Annotated in this window: 20 protein-coding genes; 18 read left to right on the forward strand and 2 right to left on the reverse strand. The window is 26.7% G+C overall.

Going from position 1 to position 19332, the window contains the following annotated elements; translation table 11 throughout:
• The first annotated feature begins 88 nt into the window (after positions 1 to 88).
• The 15 genes from EIH23_RS03980 (at position 89) to htrA (ending at position 15133) form a co-directional block, all read left to right on the forward strand.
• Positions 89 to 1177: a PRK06851 family protein gene (locus EIH23_RS03980; protein WP_122638931.1), complete on the forward strand. Its 1089-nt coding sequence runs from the start codon at positions 89 to 91 to the stop codon at positions 1175 to 1177.
• A gap of 164 nt (positions 1178 to 1341) precedes the next feature.
• The gene (locus EIH23_RS03985) at positions 1342 to 2022 is read left to right on the forward strand and encodes a DUF881 domain-containing protein (RefSeq protein ID WP_122638932.1); all 681 of its coding nucleotides are present in this window, start codon (positions 1342 to 1344) and stop codon (positions 2020 to 2022) included.
• A 96-nt stretch (positions 2023 to 2118) separates the two neighbouring features.
• Complete coding sequence (locus tag EIH23_RS03990; protein ID WP_243113316.1) at positions 2119 to 3396, forward strand: GspE/PulE family protein; 1278 nt, start codon at positions 2119 to 2121, stop codon at positions 3394 to 3396.
• 11 nt (positions 3397 to 3407) lie between these two features.
• Positions 3408 to 4595: a type II secretion system F family protein gene (locus EIH23_RS03995; protein WP_243113317.1), complete on the forward strand. Its 1188-nt coding sequence runs from the start codon at positions 3408 to 3410 to the stop codon at positions 4593 to 4595.
• Positions 4596 to 4623: 28 nt separating this feature from the next.
• Positions 4624 to 5025 (forward strand): prepilin-type N-terminal cleavage/methylation domain-containing protein, encoded by a 402-nt coding sequence (locus EIH23_RS04000; protein WP_122638934.1) that lies wholly within the window; start codon positions 4624 to 4626, stop codon positions 5023 to 5025.
• A 7-nt stretch (positions 5026 to 5032) separates the two neighbouring features.
• Positions 5033 to 5872: a hypothetical protein gene (locus EIH23_RS04005; protein ID WP_122638935.1), complete on the forward strand. Its 840-nt coding sequence runs from the start codon at positions 5033 to 5035 to the stop codon at positions 5870 to 5872.
• Positions 5869 to 6306, forward strand: a complete 438-nt coding sequence (locus EIH23_RS04010; RefSeq protein WP_122638936.1) for a hypothetical protein — start codon at positions 5869 to 5871, stop codon at positions 6304 to 6306. Before EIH23_RS04005 ends, EIH23_RS04010 begins: the two co-directional genes overlap by 4 nt.
• 2 nt (positions 6307 to 6308) lie before the next feature.
• On the forward strand, positions 6309 to 6770 hold the full coding sequence (locus EIH23_RS04015) for a hypothetical protein (RefSeq protein WP_122638937.1): 462 nt from the start codon (positions 6309 to 6311) through the stop codon (positions 6768 to 6770).
• A 157-nt stretch (positions 6771 to 6927) separates the two neighbouring features.
• Positions 6928 to 7962 carry a YecA family protein gene (locus EIH23_RS04020; RefSeq protein ID WP_164488977.1) on the forward strand — a complete coding sequence of 345 codons (1035 nt, stop codon included), beginning with the start codon at positions 6928 to 6930 and terminating at the stop codon, positions 7960 to 7962.
• A gap of 207 nt (positions 7963 to 8169) precedes the next feature.
• The gene (locus EIH23_RS04025; RefSeq protein WP_122638939.1) at positions 8170 to 8547 is read left to right on the forward strand and encodes a hypothetical protein; all 378 of its coding nucleotides are present in this window, start codon (positions 8170 to 8172) and stop codon (positions 8545 to 8547) included.
• Between the two features lie 5 nt (positions 8548 to 8552).
• Positions 8553 to 8873: a hypothetical protein gene (locus EIH23_RS04030; RefSeq protein ID WP_122638940.1), complete on the forward strand. Its 321-nt coding sequence runs from the start codon at positions 8553 to 8555 to the stop codon at positions 8871 to 8873.
• A gap of 52 nt (positions 8874 to 8925) precedes the next feature.
• Positions 8926 to 10521 (forward strand): NAD(P)/FAD-dependent oxidoreductase, encoded by a 1596-nt coding sequence (locus tag EIH23_RS04035; protein ID WP_122638941.1) that lies wholly within the window; start codon positions 8926 to 8928, stop codon positions 10519 to 10521.
• Between the two features lie 167 nt (positions 10522 to 10688).
• Entirely contained in the window at positions 10689 to 12317 is a 1629-nt protein-coding gene (locus tag EIH23_RS04040; protein ID WP_122638942.1) for a Na/Pi cotransporter family protein, read from the forward strand.
• 207 nt (positions 12318 to 12524) lie between these two features.
• Positions 12525 to 13877 carry a glucose-6-phosphate isomerase gene (locus EIH23_RS04045; protein ID WP_122638943.1) on the forward strand — a complete coding sequence of 451 codons (1353 nt, stop codon included), beginning with the start codon at positions 12525 to 12527 and terminating at the stop codon, positions 13875 to 13877.
• A 173-nt stretch (positions 13878 to 14050) separates the two neighbouring features.
• Positions 14051 to 15133, forward strand: a complete 1083-nt coding sequence (gene htrA / locus EIH23_RS04050) for a serine protease HtrA (protein ID WP_164488994.1) — start codon at positions 14051 to 14053, stop codon at positions 15131 to 15133.
• A 56-nt stretch (positions 15134 to 15189) separates the two neighbouring features.
• Here htrA and feoB read toward each other — a convergent pair whose 3' ends face one another.
• Positions 15190 to 17157, reverse strand: coding sequence for a ferrous iron transport protein B (gene feoB / locus EIH23_RS04055; RefSeq protein WP_122638945.1), 1968 nt, complete (start codon positions 17155 to 17157; stop codon positions 15190 to 15192).
• A gap of 21 nt (positions 17158 to 17178) precedes the next feature.
• Positions 17179 to 17397, reverse strand: coding sequence for a FeoA family protein (locus EIH23_RS04060; RefSeq protein ID WP_122638946.1), 219 nt, complete (start codon positions 17395 to 17397; stop codon positions 17179 to 17181).
• A 197-nt stretch (positions 17398 to 17594) separates the two neighbouring features.
• Between EIH23_RS04060 and EIH23_RS04065 the strand changes: the two genes are divergently transcribed.
• The 3 genes from EIH23_RS04065 (at position 17595) to EIH23_RS04075 (ending at position 19312) form a co-directional block, all read left to right on the forward strand.
• Positions 17595 to 18122, forward strand: a complete 528-nt coding sequence (locus tag EIH23_RS04065; RefSeq protein ID WP_122638947.1) for a Gx transporter family protein — start codon at positions 17595 to 17597, stop codon at positions 18120 to 18122.
• A 44-nt stretch (positions 18123 to 18166) separates the two neighbouring features.
• On the forward strand, positions 18167 to 18328 hold the full coding sequence (locus EIH23_RS04070) for an aspartyl-phosphate phosphatase Spo0E family protein (RefSeq protein WP_122638948.1): 162 nt from the start codon (positions 18167 to 18169) through the stop codon (positions 18326 to 18328).
• A 132-nt stretch (positions 18329 to 18460) separates the two neighbouring features.
• Entirely contained in the window at positions 18461 to 19312 is an 852-nt protein-coding gene (locus EIH23_RS04075) for a mechanosensitive ion channel family protein (RefSeq protein ID WP_122638949.1), read from the forward strand.
• Positions 19313 to 19332: the final 20 nt, after the last annotated feature.

A 19332-nucleotide genomic window follows, 5' to 3' on the forward strand; every position in this document is an offset into this window, starting at 1 on the left:
TAAGATTTTACTAAGATATTTTTATTGAGTAACAAAAGTTATATAAAAATAATATCTTATAAGGAGTAAAGTCTTAGGGGGTATTTATATGTCAGGGAAAGTTAGAAAAATATTTCCAGGAGGAAATACATCAAATGGATCAAAACCACTATTTGAGTATATAATACTTGAAAATGTAAATAGAATTTTTTGTTTAAAAGGTGGTCCAGGAGTAGGGAAATCATCAATGATGAAGAAGATAGCTAAAGAATTTATAGACAAAGATTATGATGTAGAGCTTCATCATTGTCCATCAGATCCAAGTTCACTAGATGCACTCGTAATAAAAAAATTAGGTGTAGTATTTTTAGATGGTACATCTCCACATATTGTAGATCCTAAAAATCCAGGTGCAGTAGATGAAATAGTTAATTTAGGAGATTATTGGGATTCGGTTGAATTAGAAAAAAATAAAGTTGAAATTATAGAATGTGGGAAAGAAATAAGTAGTTATTTTAGAAGATGTTATAAATATTTAAAAGCAGCAGAACCTATATATTATGATATTGAAGAACGATACACATATGCTATGGATTTTGGTAAAGTAAATGAACTTACTGAAAGCTTTATTAATTATGTATTTAAAGATACTATAAATAAAGGAGTGTACAAAAAGCCTAGACATTTATTTGGAACGGCTATAACTCCAATAGGTCATATAGATTATTCTGATAGCTTACTAAGTGAAGCTAAAAAAATATATTATTTAAAAGGAGAAATTGGATGTGGTAGAACTACTTTCTTAAAAAAAGTGTATGAAAAAGCAGTTGAAAAAGGAATGAAAGTGGAAATATATCATTTTCCATTGATACCAGAAAAAATAGAAACTATATGGATAATTGATTTAAATATAGGAATCACAGTAAGTAATTTATTTAGTGACAGAGAAACAATAGATTTAACTCAATATTTAGATAAAAGTAAATTAGATAAATATGAAGACGTGATAATTTCTGATAAACATGTTTTTGATGAGCTAATAAATTATGCAATTTCAAATTTGAAAAAAGCAAAATCTAAACATGACATAATAGAAGCATATTATATTGACAATATGGATTTTGAAGGAATTGATAAATTAAAAGATAAATTAATTGAAAGATCTTTAAAATATGAAACAGAATATGATTTGAATTAGTTAGGAAAAGGGCGTATAAATTTATATGCCCTTATTTTATAATAAAAAAGAATATTAAAGATTAATAGATATTTTATTTAAATTCAAATAAAATAGAAATTGAGAAATAAAATAAATAAAAATAAAATTAAATATAAAAAATAATTTATAGGTGGTTATGCTGTATGAAAAAAAGATATGTGTTGATAATACTAGCAAGTACAGTTTTAGGGGTATTAATAGGTAGTATGATAAAAGATTTTAAATCTAAAGCTGAATTATATGTGAGTAAGGATGATATAGTAAAAAAAGAAATTAAAATAACTAAAAAAAATATAAAAAGCTTAAAAAAAGAGAAAGAAAATATTGATAAAGAATTACAAGATTTAAAAGATACATATACAGATAAAAGTGATATTGATAAGATTGAAAAATTAAAACAATTATTATCTTACACAGACATAAAAGGTAGGGGAATAACAATAAAAATTGATGCTTTAAATGAAGAGACAGGTAATATTGCTAATAGTGTAGATTATAACAAAATACTAATTAATTTAGTAAATGAGCTTAAAAAAAATGGAGCAATATTTATAAGTATAAACAATCAGAGAATAAACCAATATTCAGAAATTACATTGGCAGGAAATCATATAAATATAAATTCAACTCCTATAGCACAACCTTATGAAATTAAAGCTATTGGAAATATCAATAAGCTATCTACATATGTTAATAAAAGTAATAATTACTTAGAACGTATTATAGTTAATTATCCGATGAAAGTAGATTATAAAATTGAAGAAAATATAAATATGTTAAAAATAGAAGTACCAAATAAACTTAAGTACTTAAGGGAGGGGTAGTATATAAATAAAGTAGATATATTAGATAATATTATTCCAGAAAAATTAGCTATAAAATATAACTTATTTCCTATAAAAATTGAAAGTGATACTTTAGTGGTAGGTATAGAAAAAGAAAATATACATGCTATGCAAGACTTAAAATTAGCTACAGGAATGGATATTGTATTGAAAAAAGTCGAGTCAAATTTAGTAAAATTAAAAATAGATAAGTACTATGGAGAAAATAGAAATTCAGATGAAGATTATGCAAAAAAATTATTTAATAACATATTGGAAAAAGCAGTTTATGATAGAGCTAGTGATGTTCATATAGAACCATTCAATGATTATATAATAATTAGGAATAGAGTGGATGGTGAATTGAGAGAAGTTTTTAGACTTATGATAGAGTTATATCCGGCACTAGCTACAGTAATTAAATTAAAAGCTCATATGGATATTACAGAAAAGAGGTTACCTCAAGATGGTAGAGTTGACTTGAAAGTTAAAAATAATTTAGTAGATATTAGAGTTTCAACTATACCAACTATATATAAAGAAAAAATAGTATTAAGAATTTTAAATAGAAATTCATTTTTGAAAAGTAAAGAAGAATTAGGATTCTCGAAAAATGCAATAAATATTATTAATAAAATAATTAATAAAAAATCAGGTATTTTACTTGTAATTGGTCCTACTGGCAGTGGAAAGACAACTACAGTTTATTCAATATTAAACGAACTACAAAGTAAGAGCAAAAATATTATGACTATAGAAAATCCTGTTGAATATAAGATGGAAGGAGTTAATCAGATACAAGTAAACTCTAAAATTGGTTTAACATTTGAAGAAGGATTAAGAGCTATTTTAAGGCAAGATCCAGATATAATTATGATAGGTGAAATTAGAGATATTGAAACAGCTAAAATTGCTGTAAGAGCAGCAATAACAGGACACTTAGTAATTAGTACAATGCATACAAATGACTCAGTATCATCTATTGCTAGGCTTATAGATATGCAAATACCACCCTATTTAATAAGTGCATCATTAATAGGTGTTATATCACAAAAACTAGTAAGAAAATTATGTAATAATTGTAGCCATGATATAACTATATCGGATGATAATGGTAAAAATATAGAGACTAAAGTTGCAATAGGGTGTAATAAATGTAAAGATGGATATATTGGAAGAACTTCAATTTATGAAATACTAGAAATTAATGATGATATAAAATTATCTATAAGTCAGATGAAAGATGCTCAAAATATTAAAACTACAGCTATAAAAAATGGAATGATAACTTTTGATGATACATATAAAAGACTAGTCAAGGAAAAGATTATCACATTAGAAGAGTATTTATGTTCAAATTATATTGATATATAAGGTGGTGTTCAGTGAGCATATATAAATGTGTACTATATGATAAAAATAATGATAGAGTAATTAAAAAAATAGATTGTGTATCAGAGAAAGAGGTTCTTGAATATGCAAATAAAAATAACTTTATGGTAGCATCTATACAGAAATATGATCTACAGATTTGGGATAAAGATAAGATAAATTATAAAGAATTAAGAATTCTATGCAATGAAATAGGTATTCTTTTGGAATCAGGATGTGAAATAACTAAATTATTTGAAATGTTAAAATCTAATTCAAACAAGAAGTTAGTTAAAGTATTGAATCAAGTATTGAATAACATACATAATGGAAATTCTATCAACCAGTCATTTCAAAAAACGAATAAGTTCTCTAAATTTTTTGTAAGCATGGTTAAAGCAGGTGAAATAAGTGGAAATCTAGATGCTGTAATGAGTCGACTATCAGAATACTATGATAAAGAGTATAAATTAAAATCTAAAATAAAATCAGTTTTGATATATCCAGTAATATTAATTATTTTATCTATAATAGCATCTATATTTATGCTTATAGAAATAATACCAAACTTCCAAATGATATTTGAAAATAATGGTACTGAACCACCGTTTATTACAAATCTCTTAATAAATTTATCTGCATTTTTAAAAAATAATTATTTAATATTGATAGTGCTTAATATTCTTATAATAACATACTTACTTTATAAAATAAAAACAAGTCCAAAAATCAAAATTTATATAGAAAAAATGCAGTTAAAAATTCCAATCATAAAAAATCTCATAAAAATAATTATAACAACTAAATTTTCTAGAGCTTTTTATATACTCAATAAAAGTGGAATAGAAATTACAGAAGCAATAGAGATATCCTCGCAAGTCGTAGATAATCACATTTTATATAAAGAAATATTAAGTTGTAAGGATAGTATTATAAGAGGTAATGCTATTGGGCAATCATTTAAAAGGGTAAAAGCATTTCCTACTTTATTTTTAGGTATGATAGAAATTGGTGAAGAAAGTGGATGTTTAGACAAAACCTTACTTAGTATAAATAAGTTTTATGAGCAAGAATTAGACAATAAAATCGAGTACAGTATGAAGCTAATAGAACCAGTAATTATTGGGATTGTAGCAGTAATTATTGGAATTGTAGTTATATCAATGCTATTGCCGATGTTTGATGTAATAGCATCAATATAAAAATTAAAAAATAAAAGGAGATTTTATTATGGTAAATTTAAAAAAGTTTAGAAGTAAGAAGAAAAAGGGATTTACATTAATTGAAATGGTTATGGTTGTAGTAATTTTAGGTATATTGTCAAGTATGGCTATGATGAAATATGGCGAAGTTCAAAAAAATGCTAAGATAAAATCGGATTGTGCAACTGCAATAACTATAGCTAAAAATGATGGAAAGATTAGTTCAAGTGAATCATCAGGAGTAATAGATGATTTGGTTAAAAATGGATACTTACAATCTAAAGTACAATCTAATTCGACAAATAAGGATTTTGATATATTAATAAAGGGAGACTCTATAACAATTAGCTCAATTGGTGATGATGGAACTATACAGTTTTATCCTAAGCTAGAATTGCCAAGTAAACCTAATAATCAGCCTGAAAATTAATTAAAGTATGATAGGATGTGATTATATTAAATATATAATAAATATAAATATTAATAATAATTATACTAGAATTATACTTTTAAAAAAGAACAATAAAAGAATAACTATTGAGCATGATTTTATTGAAAATATAAGTATAAACAATATGAAACAGCTATGTGAAAATATTAAATTAAATATACATAGTATTGAAAATACATATAAACGAGACTGTAAGCTATTATTCAATATACAAACAGAAGATATAATTGTTAGGAATATTGAGGATATAAATATTAGCAAAAAGAGAGATGTACTAGGTATTATAAAATATAATATAAATCAATATATGCCGATAAACTTAGAAGATTATAAAATTAGATATAAAATTTTAGAAAAAAATCATAATACGGGCACAGTACAAATTGTACTGTGTCCTATACACATAATTAAACTATGTAATGATATAGCTCAAATACTAGATATGAAAGCTAAAATATTAAATGTTAATTTTGATATACTTCAAAAATTAATTAACTTAGGTACTATAACTAACTTGGACTCAACTAATTTATTTATAGAATTAAGAGATAAAGAATTTTTATTAAATAAAGTAATCAATAGTATCGTATATGAATCATATATTCTGCCTAGAAATATAGCAACCTTACAGCATATAAGACTTATAAGTGAAAATTATAATAATATTTACTATTATGGAGATAGTGAAATAAAAGAAGATATAAAAGAACTTAATCTAAATTTAAATTCAATAATACTAAACATGGGAAAAGTAACTTTAGATATATCAAAAGATTTAAATAAAGACGTAAATAGATATATAAATGCAATAGGTATAGTAATATGAAGAAATATACAATGATTAATTTTTTAAAAGAAGATTTTAATTTAATAAAGTTATCAAAAATAATAATTTGTTTATTTACAATATTAAGCATTTTTCTTATGGTAAATATTAAACAAAAAGATAAAGAAAATAAAGAAGTACAAATAAATCAAGATATAGAACGAAATTTAAACCTAGATATTGAAGATAGTACATATAAAGAGATATATGTAAAAGTTAAAGATATAAAATTAGCCTATAAAGTAATAGGCAAAGAAAATATAAAAAGGCTACTAATAGAAAATAATAATGTAGAAATTGAAGGTATATGTGAAGATTTAAATATGCTAGAAAAATTAAAAACTCAGTCAGGTGCTAAAGATTTTTCTATAGAAAGCATAGTAAAAGAAGAGGAACATTATATGTTTAAACTAAAGTATAATGTAGGAGTATAGATTTGAGTAGAAAACTAAGTAAAAGAGAAAAAATATTAATAATAATTTTTGTAATAGTTTGTATATATGGATGTGTTAATCTAATACAAAATAATAAGAAAAATAATATACAAATAGAACTAGAAAGTTTAGATAAGAAAGCTAACACTATTAATAAAATTAATGATAATTATGAAAAAGATATAATATTAAAAATTGAAAATGAGATAAAAAACATAGTAAATATAAATTATATAAATAAAAATTCATATTCAGATGAAAATAATAATTATAAATATATAATAGAAATACAAGTAAGTGGAAGGATAGATAATATATTTTATATAGAAGGTGGACTTAAAAATATAGGTCTAGAAAATAAAATTAGTAAATTTGAAATTATTAAAAATACCTCAAACTTAAATGATGAAAATGAAATAATCAAAGATTATGTTAATTGTATAATACAAATTAAAGGGATATAAACAAATATGTCATAATAGTTATTAAAGTACAAATTAATTCCAAAACTTAACATTAAGTATCTTAAATAAAATACCAAAGAATTGTAGAATACTCGAGAAAAAAATGGTATAATATGATATTGTACTTTAATTTAGAAATAAAGGAGTGAACGTCACCTTGCTAGGAAGAAATGATTTATGTCCATGCGGAAGTGGTAAAAAATATAAAAAATGTTGTTTAAATAAAGATATGGCTTCAGAAAGATCAAGTAGAAAAGTAGGTCTTTCACAAAAGCAATATTACGAACTATATTCAAAGATATCTGAATTCTCTAGAGATGAGAAATTCAAAGCAGAATACGATAAAGCTAGAGAAACATTCTTCATAATGGAAGATGAAGAAATAAACTCTAAGTTTGAAAGATTCTTTAATACTTATTTCATACAAGACCATATAATGGAAAATAAAAAGGTTATGACAGTTGAATTTTTTGAAGCGAACAGAGATAACTTAGATATGGTTGAAAGAGATATACTAAGAAGCTTATTTGAATCTTATGTAAGTGTGTATGAAGTAAAAGAAATTCAAGATGAAAAAATATTATTAAAAGACTGCTTAAATGATGTCGAGTTATATACTGAAGATATCAACTTATTAAAAGATTTTAAAGTTGGAAGCCCAATGATAGCGAGAGTTGTAAAGGTAGGAGATATAAATATACTAATAGATATAACTATAAGTATATCAGAAGCAATTAAAGATACAATCGTTAATGATATAAAAGCTTTATTTGCTCAATATGAAGATATATACAAAGATATGAAGACATTCTTAATACATCATACTCATATACTATACAAATACATACAACAATTATTAGAGCCAAGTATAGCTGAATATTTAAAGAATCAAAGAGCGGAAAAAGCTAGTAAAGCTGAAGCAGTTGAAGTATGCGAAAGTGATGATAAAGTAATTACTATGTTAAAGCAAAATATAGAAGAAGACTTATTACAATCAGGTATAGACTTCTGGAACGGATATAAGGCTGCAAATGGCGAAGTAAAAGGTGCTGAGAACGGATGGGCAGCTGGAGTTGAATACTATGTTAAAAAAGAAGCTGGTCAATCAATAACTCAAGCTCAAATAGCTAAAAAATATGAAATAAGCCCAAGTACTTTAGGTAAAAGATATAAAGATTTTAAGGCTGAGTAGTAATATATAAAAAATTAGAGGGATTATATAGTAATAGTTCCTCTAATTTTTTATGTTTGACTAAATTTTACATATAAGTTTACTTAAAAATTTTGAGGGTATATTAAATTATATATAAATTTACATTTAAATTATGAAAAAAAGGTTTTAATATATAGAAATAATGTATAAAATAGAATTATATAATATACAGAAAGAGGTATAAATATGAATCTTAGTTTAGGAAATGCAATCGCAGTATCAACAAATTTTATAAAATCTAATCCAGCGGTACCTGTATATAGTGGAGAACAAACTCCAGAAAATTTATATGCAGTTATCTATCATATAGAAATAGGGTATAATCAAGGTACTACTCAAGAAGTTAAACAATACATAATAATAGATTATAAAGAGTTTGATTTATCAGCAGAGTCAAAAAATAAACTAATAGAGGTAGCAAAAGAATATTGTTCTTCTAGAAGTATACCAGAGGATCATAACTTAGAAATAGCATTATTAGATAATGAAGAAGCTGAAAACTTTTTAGAAAAAGTATTTAATAATATGAAGGTTATAAGAGGTCTTATAACTAAAAAGGACTAGATAATATGAATTTAGTGGGAATTGAAGAAATAACACCATATAAAGATTCATTTGAATTTAAACTTTTTAAGTATGATGATAAAATTGAGTTAGGAAATGAAAACTCATTTATATGTGATTTAAAAGTAATTGTGGAAAAAATCGATGACATTTATATTAAGAAGTTTAATAGGAGTTTTAATGTTATCGCTTTAGTAAAAAATCTAAATAATAAAGATATCTCCGTAGATGATATAAAAGAATTCATTTTAGATGAAATTTTGATAGATGATCTAGAGAATAATGATATAGATGTTATGTTTATAAAAGGGGCTGTCTCAAAATAAATAATTTTGAGACATTCCCTTTTATGCTATATAGTAAAAGAAAGGTGAAATTATGTTAAGAATATCTAATATAAAAATGACTATAGATGAAAGTCCATCTATAATAGAAAGTCTTGTAATCAAGAAGTTAAAAATAAAATCAAGTGACTTAGTTAAATATTATATTTATAAAGAATCAATAGATGCTAGAAAAGGGAAGATAAACTTTGTCTACACTGTTGATGCGGAAGTTAAAAATGAAAATAAAGTATTAGAAAAGAATTTAAAAGATATAGTAAAAATAAAAGAATTAAGGTATGAAGATGTACAATCAGGAACTAAAAAACTAGACAAAACGCCAGTAATCATAGGTAGTGGTCCAGCAGGTTTATTTGCAGCTTTATTATTAGCTCAAAGAGGATATAATCCACTTTTATTAGAAAGAGGTTTAGATGTTGACAATAGAACTAAAGATATAGAGGAATTTTGGAAGGAAAGAAAGTTTAAAAACAGCTCTAATGTGCAATTTGGAGAAGGGGGAGCAGGTACTTTTTCTGATGGTAAGTTAACAACAAGAATAAAGGATATAAGATGTAGAAAAGTATTAGAAGAGCTTGTTAATTTCGGATCTCCAGAAGAAATATTATATTCTCATAAACCTCATGTTGGTACAGATATATTAAAAGATGTAGTTAAAAATATACGTAACGAGATAATTCGACTTGGAGGAGAAGTAAGATTTGATTCTAAAGTAACTGATATATGTAGGGTAAATAATGAAATAGAGTCTATAACAATAAATAATGAAGAAGTAATAGAAACTAATATAGTAATTTTGGCTATAGGACATAGTGCAAGAGATACTTATGAAATGTTACATGATAGAGGTGTAAAAATCACTCAAAAACCTTTTGCAATTGGAGCTAGGATAGAACATCCTCAAGAGTTAATAAATAAATCTCAATATAAAGAGTATCATAATCACCCGAGACTAGGTGCAGCAGATTATAGACTTATTGAGCATACTTCAAATGGAAGAACAGCATATACATTTTGTATGTGTCCAGGGGGGAGTGTTATAGCATCTGCATCGAATGATGGACAAGTGGTTACTAATGGTATGAGTGAGCATGCTAGAGATAAAGACAATGCAAATAGCGCATTCTTAGTAAATGTAACTCCAGATGACTTTGGAAGTGAGCACCCATTGGCAGGAATGTATTTCCAAGAAAAATATGAGCGATTAGCATATGAATTAGGTGGTAAAAATTACAATGCACCTGTTCAATTAGTAGGAGATTTCTTAAATGATAGAATATCTACAAATATTGGAAGTGTAAAGCCTTCTTATGAGCCTGGGTATACATTCGTAGATTTGAGAAAGTGCTTACCAGGCTTTGTTATAGAAACTATGAAAGAGGCTTTAGTTGGATTTGATAGAAAAATAAAAGGTTTTGCGATGGATGATGCAGTTTTAACAGCAGTTGAAACAAGATCATCAGCACCTATAAGAATAGTTAGAGATGAAGAAACATTAGAGTCTACAAATACTAAAAAACTATATCCTTGTGGAGAAGGAGCTGGATATGCAGGTGGAATAGTTACTGCTGCTGTTGATGGAATTAAATGTGCTGAAAAAATAATTAGTCAGTATGCAAGTATGAAATAAGATTAATTTTAAAATACATTATGAAAAATTTAACTTAAAATAAACAAAAACTTAATACAAATTTAATATTTAACATATATTTAACACTAATGTTCTGTTGTATTTGGTAGAATACAATAGGACATTAAATTTTTAGACAAGATAATTATCCTTAAGGAGGAAAACAAGTGGAGATTGCAGTAAGTCTTATGGGAGGTTTAGGGCTATTCTTATACGGAATGAACCTTATGGGAGAAGCTCTAGAAAAATCAGCTGGATCTAGATTAAAGAAAATCATAGAGCTGTTAACTAGTAATATTATAATGGGAGTTATAGTTGGAGCTTTAGTTACAGCTGTAATACAAAGTTCTAGTGCTACAACTGTTATGGTAGTTGGTTTCGTAAATGCAGGAATAATGACTTTACCTCAGGCAGCAGGAGTTATAATGGGTGCCAATATAGGTACTACAATAACTGCGCAGTTAGTATCTTTCGACTTAAATGGTCTTGCACCAGTAGCGTTAGGTATAGGTATAGTAATGTACTTATTTAGTAGTAAACAGAAAGTAAAGCATATAGCAGAAATATTAATAGGATTTGGGATACTATTTACTGGTATGGATTTTATGAAGGATGCAGTAAAACCTCTAGCAGAGTATAAAGGGTTTACGGATTTATTATTAACATTTGGTACATATCCTTTACTAGGTCTTTTATTAGGATTTGGTATAACAGCAATAGTACAAAGTTCAAGTGCTTCAATGGGTATGCTAGTTGCTTTAGCATCTCAAGGATTAATACCATTATCATCAGCATTACCGATATTATATGGTCAAAATATAGGTACTTGTGTTACATCATTAATATCAAGTATAGGTGCTAGTAAAAATGCAAAACGAGCAGCTATGATACACTTAATATTTAATATACTGGGAACAATAGTATTCTTAATATTCTTAAACAAGCCAGTGGTAAGTATGGTAACATCAGCAGACCCTGGAAATGTTGCAAGACAAATAGCTAATACTCATACATTATTTAATATAATATCAGTATTACTATTAATACCATTTAATAAGTTTATAATAAAGCTTGCAGTTACATTAGTTCCAGACAAAAGTAATGAACATGAAAATGATGAAAGTAAAGTAATAAAATATATAGATGAAAGAATGATAGAAACACCTTCAATTGCATTAGCAAATACAGTTAAAGAAACTTTAAGAATGGGTGAAAAGGCTAAAGAATCTTTAAACCTAGCTATGAGTGCAATTTTAGAAGATGTAACTGAAAATATAGATGCTTGTAGAAAAAATGAGAAGCAAGTTAATATACTACAAAAAACAATATTAGATTATTTATTAAAACTTTCTAAGGCACCATTAAACGAAGATTCTAGAGAAGTTGTAGATGCTTTATTTAATACAGTAAATGATATAGAAAGAATCGGAGACCATGCAGATAATATATCTGAATTAGCAGAAGCTGCTAAGAATTGTGGAGCTGAGTTTTCTAAAGAAGGTAAAGATGAGTTAAATGAAATGTATAATAAAGTTATTTCAGCTTATACATATGCATTAGAATCTATGAGAACTTCAGATATAGATTTAGCTTGTAAGGTTATAAAAATGGAAGAACAAGTTGATGTTATGGAAAGATCATGTAGAATTAGCCATATGAGAAGACTTAATGAAAGCTCATGTAGTATAGATAGTGGAGTGATATACTTAGATATGATAATGAACTTAGAGAGAGTTTCGGATCATGCTGTTAATATAGCTCAACAAGTTATATCACATCAAGTAACACAGAATTAATTTATAATTTTTAATATATAAAGAATATGGTTTTGTATCTAACTTATAAATGATATATTACCATACTCTTTTTTTATAAAGAAATTATACCTTATTAATATATATAATACGTAGAGTGGATAAGCGGGAAATTGATTTTTTTAGTAAAAAGTAGTATAAAATATGTTATAATTTGGTTAGACTATTTTTTAAGAAAGAGGTAAAGTTATGGGAAAAATAAAATTTGACTATAGTAAAGCAGTTAATTTTTTCAATGAAGAAGAAGTGTTATCTATGCAACCATACGTAGATTTAGCTCATGATATGGTTCATGAAAAGACTGGTTTAGGAAATGATTTTTTAGGGTGGGTTGAATTACCTAATAATTACGATAAAGCAGAATTTGATAGAATAAAAGAAGCTGCAGAAAAAATAAAATCAGATTCAGATGTTCTATTAGTAATAGGAATCGGTGGATCTTACTTAGGGGCAAGAGCTGCTATAGAGATGTGCAGCCACTCTTTCAGAAATAATTTAAGTAAAGAAGATAGAAATGCTCCAGAAATATACTTTGTAGGAAATAACATAAGTTCTACATATATGATGGATTTATTAGATATTATAAAAGATAAAGATGTTTCTATAAACGTTATATCAAAATCTGGAACTACAACAGAGCCTGCAATAGCGTTTAGAATATTTAAAGACTTCTTAGAAAAGAAATATGGTAAGGAAGAAGCAGGAAAAAGAATATATGCAACTACAGACTCTAAAAAAGGAGCTCTTAAGCAATTAGCGGATGAAGAAGGTTATCAAACTTTTGTTATACCAGATGATGTTGGAGGTAGATTCTCAGTTTTAACTCCTGTAGGACTATTACCAATAGCAGCAGCAGGACTTGATATAGATGCAATGATGGCTGGTGCTAAAGAAGCTTGTGAAGAATATAGAACATCAAATTTAAAAGAAAATCAAAGTTACCAATATGCTGTAGTTAGAAATATATTACATAGAAAAGGTAAAGACATAGAATTATTAGTAAATTATGAGCCACAATTACATTATGTAAGTGAATGGTGGAAACAGCTATACGGTGAAAGTGAAGGGAAAGATAATAAGGGCATATTCCCAGCATCTGTAGATTTCTCAACTGATTTACATTCTATGGGACAATATATTCAAGAAGGTAAGAGAATATTATTTGAAACAGTTATAAATGTTGAAAAATCAAGAAGAACTGTTGCTATAGAAAAGGAAGATGTAGATTTAGATGGGTTAAATTATTTAGCTGGAAAAAGTGTAGACTTTGTAAATGAGAAAGCATTCCAAGGTACTTTACTTGCTCACACAGATGGACAAGTTCCTAATTTATTAGTAAGTATGGAAGAATTAAATGAATATAACTTTGGATATCTAGTTTACTTCTTCGAGAAAGCGTGTGCTATAAGTGGATATTTATTAGGGGTTAATCCATTTAATCAACCAGGTGTTGAAGCATATAAGAGAAATATGTTTGCATTATTAGGAAAACCTGGATTTGAAAAAGAAAGAGAAGAATTAGAAAAAAGACTTAATAATTAAGGTTTAATTAAGTTACAAATTATATAATGAAATCATCAAAAGATAAATATAATATCTTATGGTGATTTCTTTTTTATTTTACATAGGTTAGTTTCGTATTAAAAATAAAAAAGTGAAAATAATAAAAGGTAGAATATTTTTAAACTTAAATAATTGAAATTTGGAGGAGAGATATTATGTCGAGAAAAAGAGGCATAGGATTAGTTGTAATAGTAGCAATAATTTGCTCAGCTTTAAGCTCTTTATTAACTATAGCTATAGTAAGAAATAGTATAGGGGTTAGTAATTCAGGGACAACGAACTCAGAAATTGTAGTTAATGATAGTGGAAAAACTCAAAATGTATATCATGCAGTAACGGAAAAAGCAATGCCTTCAGTGGTTGGGATAACAACTACAACTATTAGTACAAATAATAGATTTGCAATACCAACTCAATCAGAAGGTGTTGGTACAGGAGTAGTAGTTGATGCAAATGGATATATATTAACTAACTCACATGTTGTATCTGATGGAGAAGCAAATACTGTTAATGTATTATTTAATGATGGAACTACATCAGAAGGTAAGGTTGCCTGGTATGATGCTCAATTAGATTTAGCTATAGTTAAAGTGGATAAGACTGGATTAACTCCAGCTGAATTTGGAGATAGCGATGAAGTTAGAACCGGTGATATATCAGTAGCAATAGGTAACCCATTAGGACTAGATTTACAGAGAAGTGTTACTCAAGGTATAATAAGTGGACTAGATAGAACTATAGAAACAGAACAAGGGACAATGACTGGTCTTATACAAACTGATGCAAGTATAAACTCAGGTAATAGTGGAGGGCCTTTATTAAACCAAAATGGTCAAGTAATAGGTATAAATACAGCTAAAGCCTCTCAAGGTGAAGGTTTAGGATTTGCAATACCTATAAACACAGCAAAACCTATAGTTGAGTCAATTATAAATAGTGGAACTTATGATAAAGTTACTTTAGGAATAAAAGGAGCAGATGTATCAACATATGAATCAGCTACTAATCAAAGTCTTGGTGTTGATGCAGGTGTTTATGTTGCAGAAGTTATAGATGATAGTGCTGCAAAAACAGCAGGGGTACAAGTTGGAGATGTAATAGTGAAATTAGGAGATACAAATTTAACTGGTATGTCAGATTTAACTAAATCTTTATATACTTATTCATCAGGGGATAGCACAAAGGTAGTTGTATATAGAGGTGGTAAAGAAGTAACTTTAAATGTTAAATTTTAAAATATAAAAGCTATAAGTAAAAAGGTGAGATTAAAAATTTAATCTCACCTTTTATATTAAACTGATTTTTTTACAGCGTCTTTTTTTGCTTCATTCGATTCTATTTTTTCATCAGAACAACAGCTAGAGTTTGATGGACAAGATGAACAGCTAGAACATGAAGAACAACCATTAGATTCTTTTCTCATCATTTTAAATAGTATAACTATTGCTAAACATATTATAGCCCCACCAATTAAAAGCTCTATCATTGAACTGTTAGAATTACCAACTATAGAACTTCCTATAATATTTACAATAAAAGCTCCTACCCATGCAAGAATAAATTGATAAGATAAAGATATCATCATCATTTTATTTCCATATTCTTTTCTCATAGTAGCAAGGGCTGCTATACAAGGAGTATAAAGCGCTGAGAATATTAAGAATGAATATGCACTAACTCCTGTAAAAACAGTAGGTAAAACTTCGTTTAAGTTTCCAAAAAGAACGCTTAGGGTATTTACAACTATTTCCTTAGCCCCTAATCCTGTTAAAATTGAAACTGATATTCTCCAATCTCTAAATCCTAAAGGAACGAATATTGGAGCAATTAGTTTTCCTATTGAAGCTAAGAAACTATCATTTATATTTTCAGTAAATCCAGAGAAGTTAAATGATGAAAGTGCCCATATAACTACAGACATGGCAAACATTACTGTAACAACTCTTATTAAGAAGCCTTTTGATTTATTCCAAGTATTTTTCAATAATCCGCTTAATGTTGGAACTTTATATTCTGGAAGTTCTAATATAAATGGTTCTATTTCTGTTTTATAAGCTGTTTTATTTAAAACTAATGCTACTAAAATAGCTACTATTATACCAGTTAAATATAAAGACATAGTAATAATAGCTTCTTTACCAGGGAAGAATAAGGCAGCAAATAAAGCGTAAATAGGAAGTCTTGCACCACAAGTCATAAGGGGTGCTATTAAAGCTGTTATTTTTCTATCTTTTTCACTTTCTAATGTTCTTGTAGCCATTATAGCAGGAGATGAACAACCAAATCCCATAACCATTGGTATAAAAGCTTTACCAGATAATCCAACCTTACTCATTATCTTATCCATTAAAAATGCAGTTCTAGACATATAACCACTATCTTCGAATAAAGATATTCCTAAGAATAAAGTGAATATTAATGGGAAAAATGGTAATGTTCCACTTATACCACCTAATATACCGTCTATAATTAAAGACTTAAACCATGGGCTTGAGTTAGATAGTGTGATATCTAAAGGAGCCATTACATAGGTCTCTATAATTCCAGCTAATCCCTCTTGAAGAGGACCCCCAACCCAATCAAATGTAAATTTGAATAGGAGTAATAATAGTCCTATAAAAATTGGATAAGCAAGTATAGGATTTAAAACTATATCATCGATTATATCACTTATACTTTTTTTTCTAAATGTAGATGATTTACTACACTTATCAAGTATATTATCTAATTTTTTATATGTTTCAATTTCATTCCCGAAGTTATTACTATAATTTATTGTTTTGCCAGATACACTTCTAATAGATTCTTCAATAGAAGAAAGATTATCTTTCTTTTTAGCTATTGTTGGAATTATAGTTATGTTAAGCTCTTCGCTTAACTTTTTAGTATCAATATCAATACCTTTTGATTCAGCAACGTCCATCATATTTAATAAAACTATTATGGGTTTATTAAATTCCATAAGTTGAGTAGTTAAGTACAGATTTCTAGTTAAGTTAGATGCATCAACAACATTAACGATAACATCAACATTATCATTTTCTAGAAATGATTTAGCTACTTTTTCCTCATTTGAGAAGGTATCCATTGCATATATACCAGGTAGGTCTACTATTTTTATATCATCACATAAAAAACCTTCTTTTTTCTCGATTGTAACCCCAGGCCAGTTTCCAACATACTGATTAGATCCTGTAAGAGCATTAAATATTGTTGTCTTACCAACATTAGGATTACCAAGTAATGCCACATTAATCATACGTAATCACCTCTTTTGATATTATTTTAAAGATATACTTTGGGCATCATATTTTCTAAGTGCAAAATTAACTCCTCTAAATTTTATTACAATAGGGTCTCCAAATGGAGCGATTTTTGTTACTTCTATTTCTGTATTATCTATACAACCTAAAGCAAGTAGTCTTTTGACTAACTTGTCGTTTCCATCTATATTGCTGATTATACCTTTTTGACCAACTTTTAAATCGCAAACAGTCATTATTTATACCTCCTAATGAAATTCATTATCATAAAAATTGTATCAATATAAATAGGAGAAGTCAAGTAATAGGGGTTATTACTATATTTAAGCAATTTTATATAAATAAAAAATTTTTACTTATATAAAGAGTTTTTTAGTTATATATGAACTATAATTAATATGTAAGTATAATATGATATTTGGGGATGAAATGTATGAAAGTAAAGAAGATGACATTTTTAAGTCTAATGATAGGATATAGTTTAATCTTATATATAATAGAGATATATATTCCAAATCCGCTAATAGCTTTATTTCCAGGGGCTAAATTAGGATTAACAAATATTATAACTCTTATTTCTTTAATAATATTAGGTGTAAAGGATACTTTAATAATTATAACAATAAGGGTTATACTATCATCTATTTTTTCGGGGCCATTATCTTATTTATTATTTAGTATAGGGGGGGCGTATTTAAGTTTAATATCTATGTATATGCTTTTAAAAATAGGGGGTTTTTCATTGATAGGCATAAGTATGATTGGAGCAATTGGACATAATATAGGTCAACTTATAGTAGCAAGTGTAATTGTAAAAAATATTTTTATGATAGGATATCTTCCGTTCATGCTTATAACATCGTTAGTTACAGGTTGTTTTGTAGGTATTGTAGCTAAATGTTGTTTACCTAAGATTGGCAATATATGTAAAAATTCATTGACAAAGAATATCAATATTTGATAAAATTGTTATAAGAATACAAATTTATAATAGTGGTGATTATTATGGCGAATAGCGAATTGGAAACACTAAAAACTGAAATAGAAGAATTGAGACAAGAAATAAATACTTATATACAGTATCCTGAAATATTTAAAGATGAATTAGTTGAATCAAGTAAAAAAATAGATTCTTTAATAAATAAGTATATATTTTTAAGTAAATAGCCCCACGAAAGTGGGTTTTTTTATATCTAAAATTAGTAATCTTAATATCATTATGTGAAGTATAATAAAATGTAAATGGCGAATATTAAATAATTAAGATGGAAAATTATTTAATATAAAGGATGATTTAGTATGATTATAGGGAAAATTATAAATTCAGTTATAATAGTTTTAATTTCATACATATTGATTAAGCTTATACAATATCTTTTGCATAGATTATTTGAATTTACAAATTTTGATGTTAGGTATGAGAATACTCTTTCTAGTGTTTTATCTTCTATAACATATTATATCGTATTTGTTATATGTGTAATTTTGGTATTAAGAGAATTTGGGATAGTTGATGCAACAAAATTTGGATCATTAGTTACTGGAGCAAGTATAGTAGGATTAATAGCAGGATTTGCATCTCAAAGTATACTAAAGGATATATTTAATGGTTTTTTTATTTTATTTGAAAAACAATTACAAGTTGGTGATTTTGTTATTATAAATGAAGAATTTAGAGGAACGGTAGAAGAGATAGGAATCAGGAGTACTAGTTTGAGAGATTGGGACCTTAGAAGGATAACCTTACCAAATGGAAGTATAAATAGTATAAAAAATTATAGTAAAGATAAAATGAGAGTAGTGGTTCATGTAAAGGTATCTTATGAAGAAGACCCTAATAAAGTAATTAGTTCACTGCAAGAAGTTTGTGAGATAATGAATAATCAATATAGTGATTATTTATATAAAGATATAAATTCAAATAAAAATAAGGGATTTTGTGTATATGGAGTAACAGATATAGATAAAAGTTCTATTGGAGCTCAATATACAATCACGGGAATGGTAAAGTCGTATAGGTATTTTTCTGCGCTTAAAGAATCAAAATTACAAATTTTAATAGTTTTTAACAAAAATAATATTAAGATAGCTTATCCTAGACATATAAATATTATAAGTCATGAAAATAAAGATATGAATTCTTTAGATTAAATGAGTCTATAAAAGATTGG

Origin of the sequence: Romboutsia sp. Marseille-P6047 (assembly GCF_900604535.1) — a bacterium.
Classification (GTDB): Bacteria; Bacillota; Clostridia; order Peptostreptococcales; family Peptostreptococcaceae; genus Romboutsia_E.

What these genes read in the sequence shown, in the direction of transcription:
- EIH23_RS03980 (WP_122638931.1), top strand. Translation starts at nt 89, where the DNA reads ATGTCAGGGAAAGTTAGAAAAATATTTCCAGGAGGAAATACATCAAAT.
- EIH23_RS03985 (WP_122638932.1), top strand. Translation starts at nt 1,342, where the DNA reads ATGAAAAAAAGATATGTGTTGATAATACTAGCAAGTACAGTTTTAGGG.
- EIH23_RS04000 (WP_122638934.1), top strand. Translation starts at nt 4,624, where the DNA reads ATGGTAAATTTAAAAAAGTTTAGAAGTAAGAAGAAAAAGGGATTTACA.
- EIH23_RS04005 (WP_122638935.1), top strand. Translation starts at nt 5,033, where the DNA reads ATGATAGGATGTGATTATATTAAATATATAATAAATATAAATATTAAT.
- EIH23_RS04010 (WP_122638936.1), top strand. Translation starts at nt 5,869, where the DNA reads ATGAAGAAATATACAATGATTAATTTTTTAAAAGAAGATTTTAATTTA.
- EIH23_RS04025 (WP_122638939.1), top strand. Translation starts at nt 8,170, where the DNA reads ATGAATCTTAGTTTAGGAAATGCAATCGCAGTATCAACAAATTTTATA.
- EIH23_RS04030 (WP_122638940.1), top strand. Translation starts at nt 8,553, where the DNA reads ATGAATTTAGTGGGAATTGAAGAAATAACACCATATAAAGATTCATTT.
- EIH23_RS04035 (WP_122638941.1), top strand. Translation starts at nt 8,926, where the DNA reads ATGTTAAGAATATCTAATATAAAAATGACTATAGATGAAAGTCCATCT.
- EIH23_RS04045 (WP_122638943.1), top strand. Translation starts at nt 12,525, where the DNA reads ATGGGAAAAATAAAATTTGACTATAGTAAAGCAGTTAATTTTTTCAAT.
- feoB (WP_122638945.1), bottom strand. Translation starts at nt 17,157, where the DNA reads ATGATTAATGTGGCATTACTTGGTAATCCTAATGTTGGTAAGACAACA.
- EIH23_RS04060 (WP_122638946.1), bottom strand. Translation starts at nt 17,397, where the DNA reads ATGACTGTTTGCGATTTAAAAGTTGGTCAAAAAGGTATAATCAGCAAT.
- EIH23_RS04065 (WP_122638947.1), top strand. Translation starts at nt 17,595, where the DNA reads ATGAAAGTAAAGAAGATGACATTTTTAAGTCTAATGATAGGATATAGT.
- EIH23_RS04070 (WP_122638948.1), top strand. Translation starts at nt 18,167, where the DNA reads ATGGCGAATAGCGAATTGGAAACACTAAAAACTGAAATAGAAGAATTG.
- EIH23_RS04075 (WP_122638949.1), top strand. Translation starts at nt 18,461, where the DNA reads ATGATTATAGGGAAAATTATAAATTCAGTTATAATAGTTTTAATTTCA.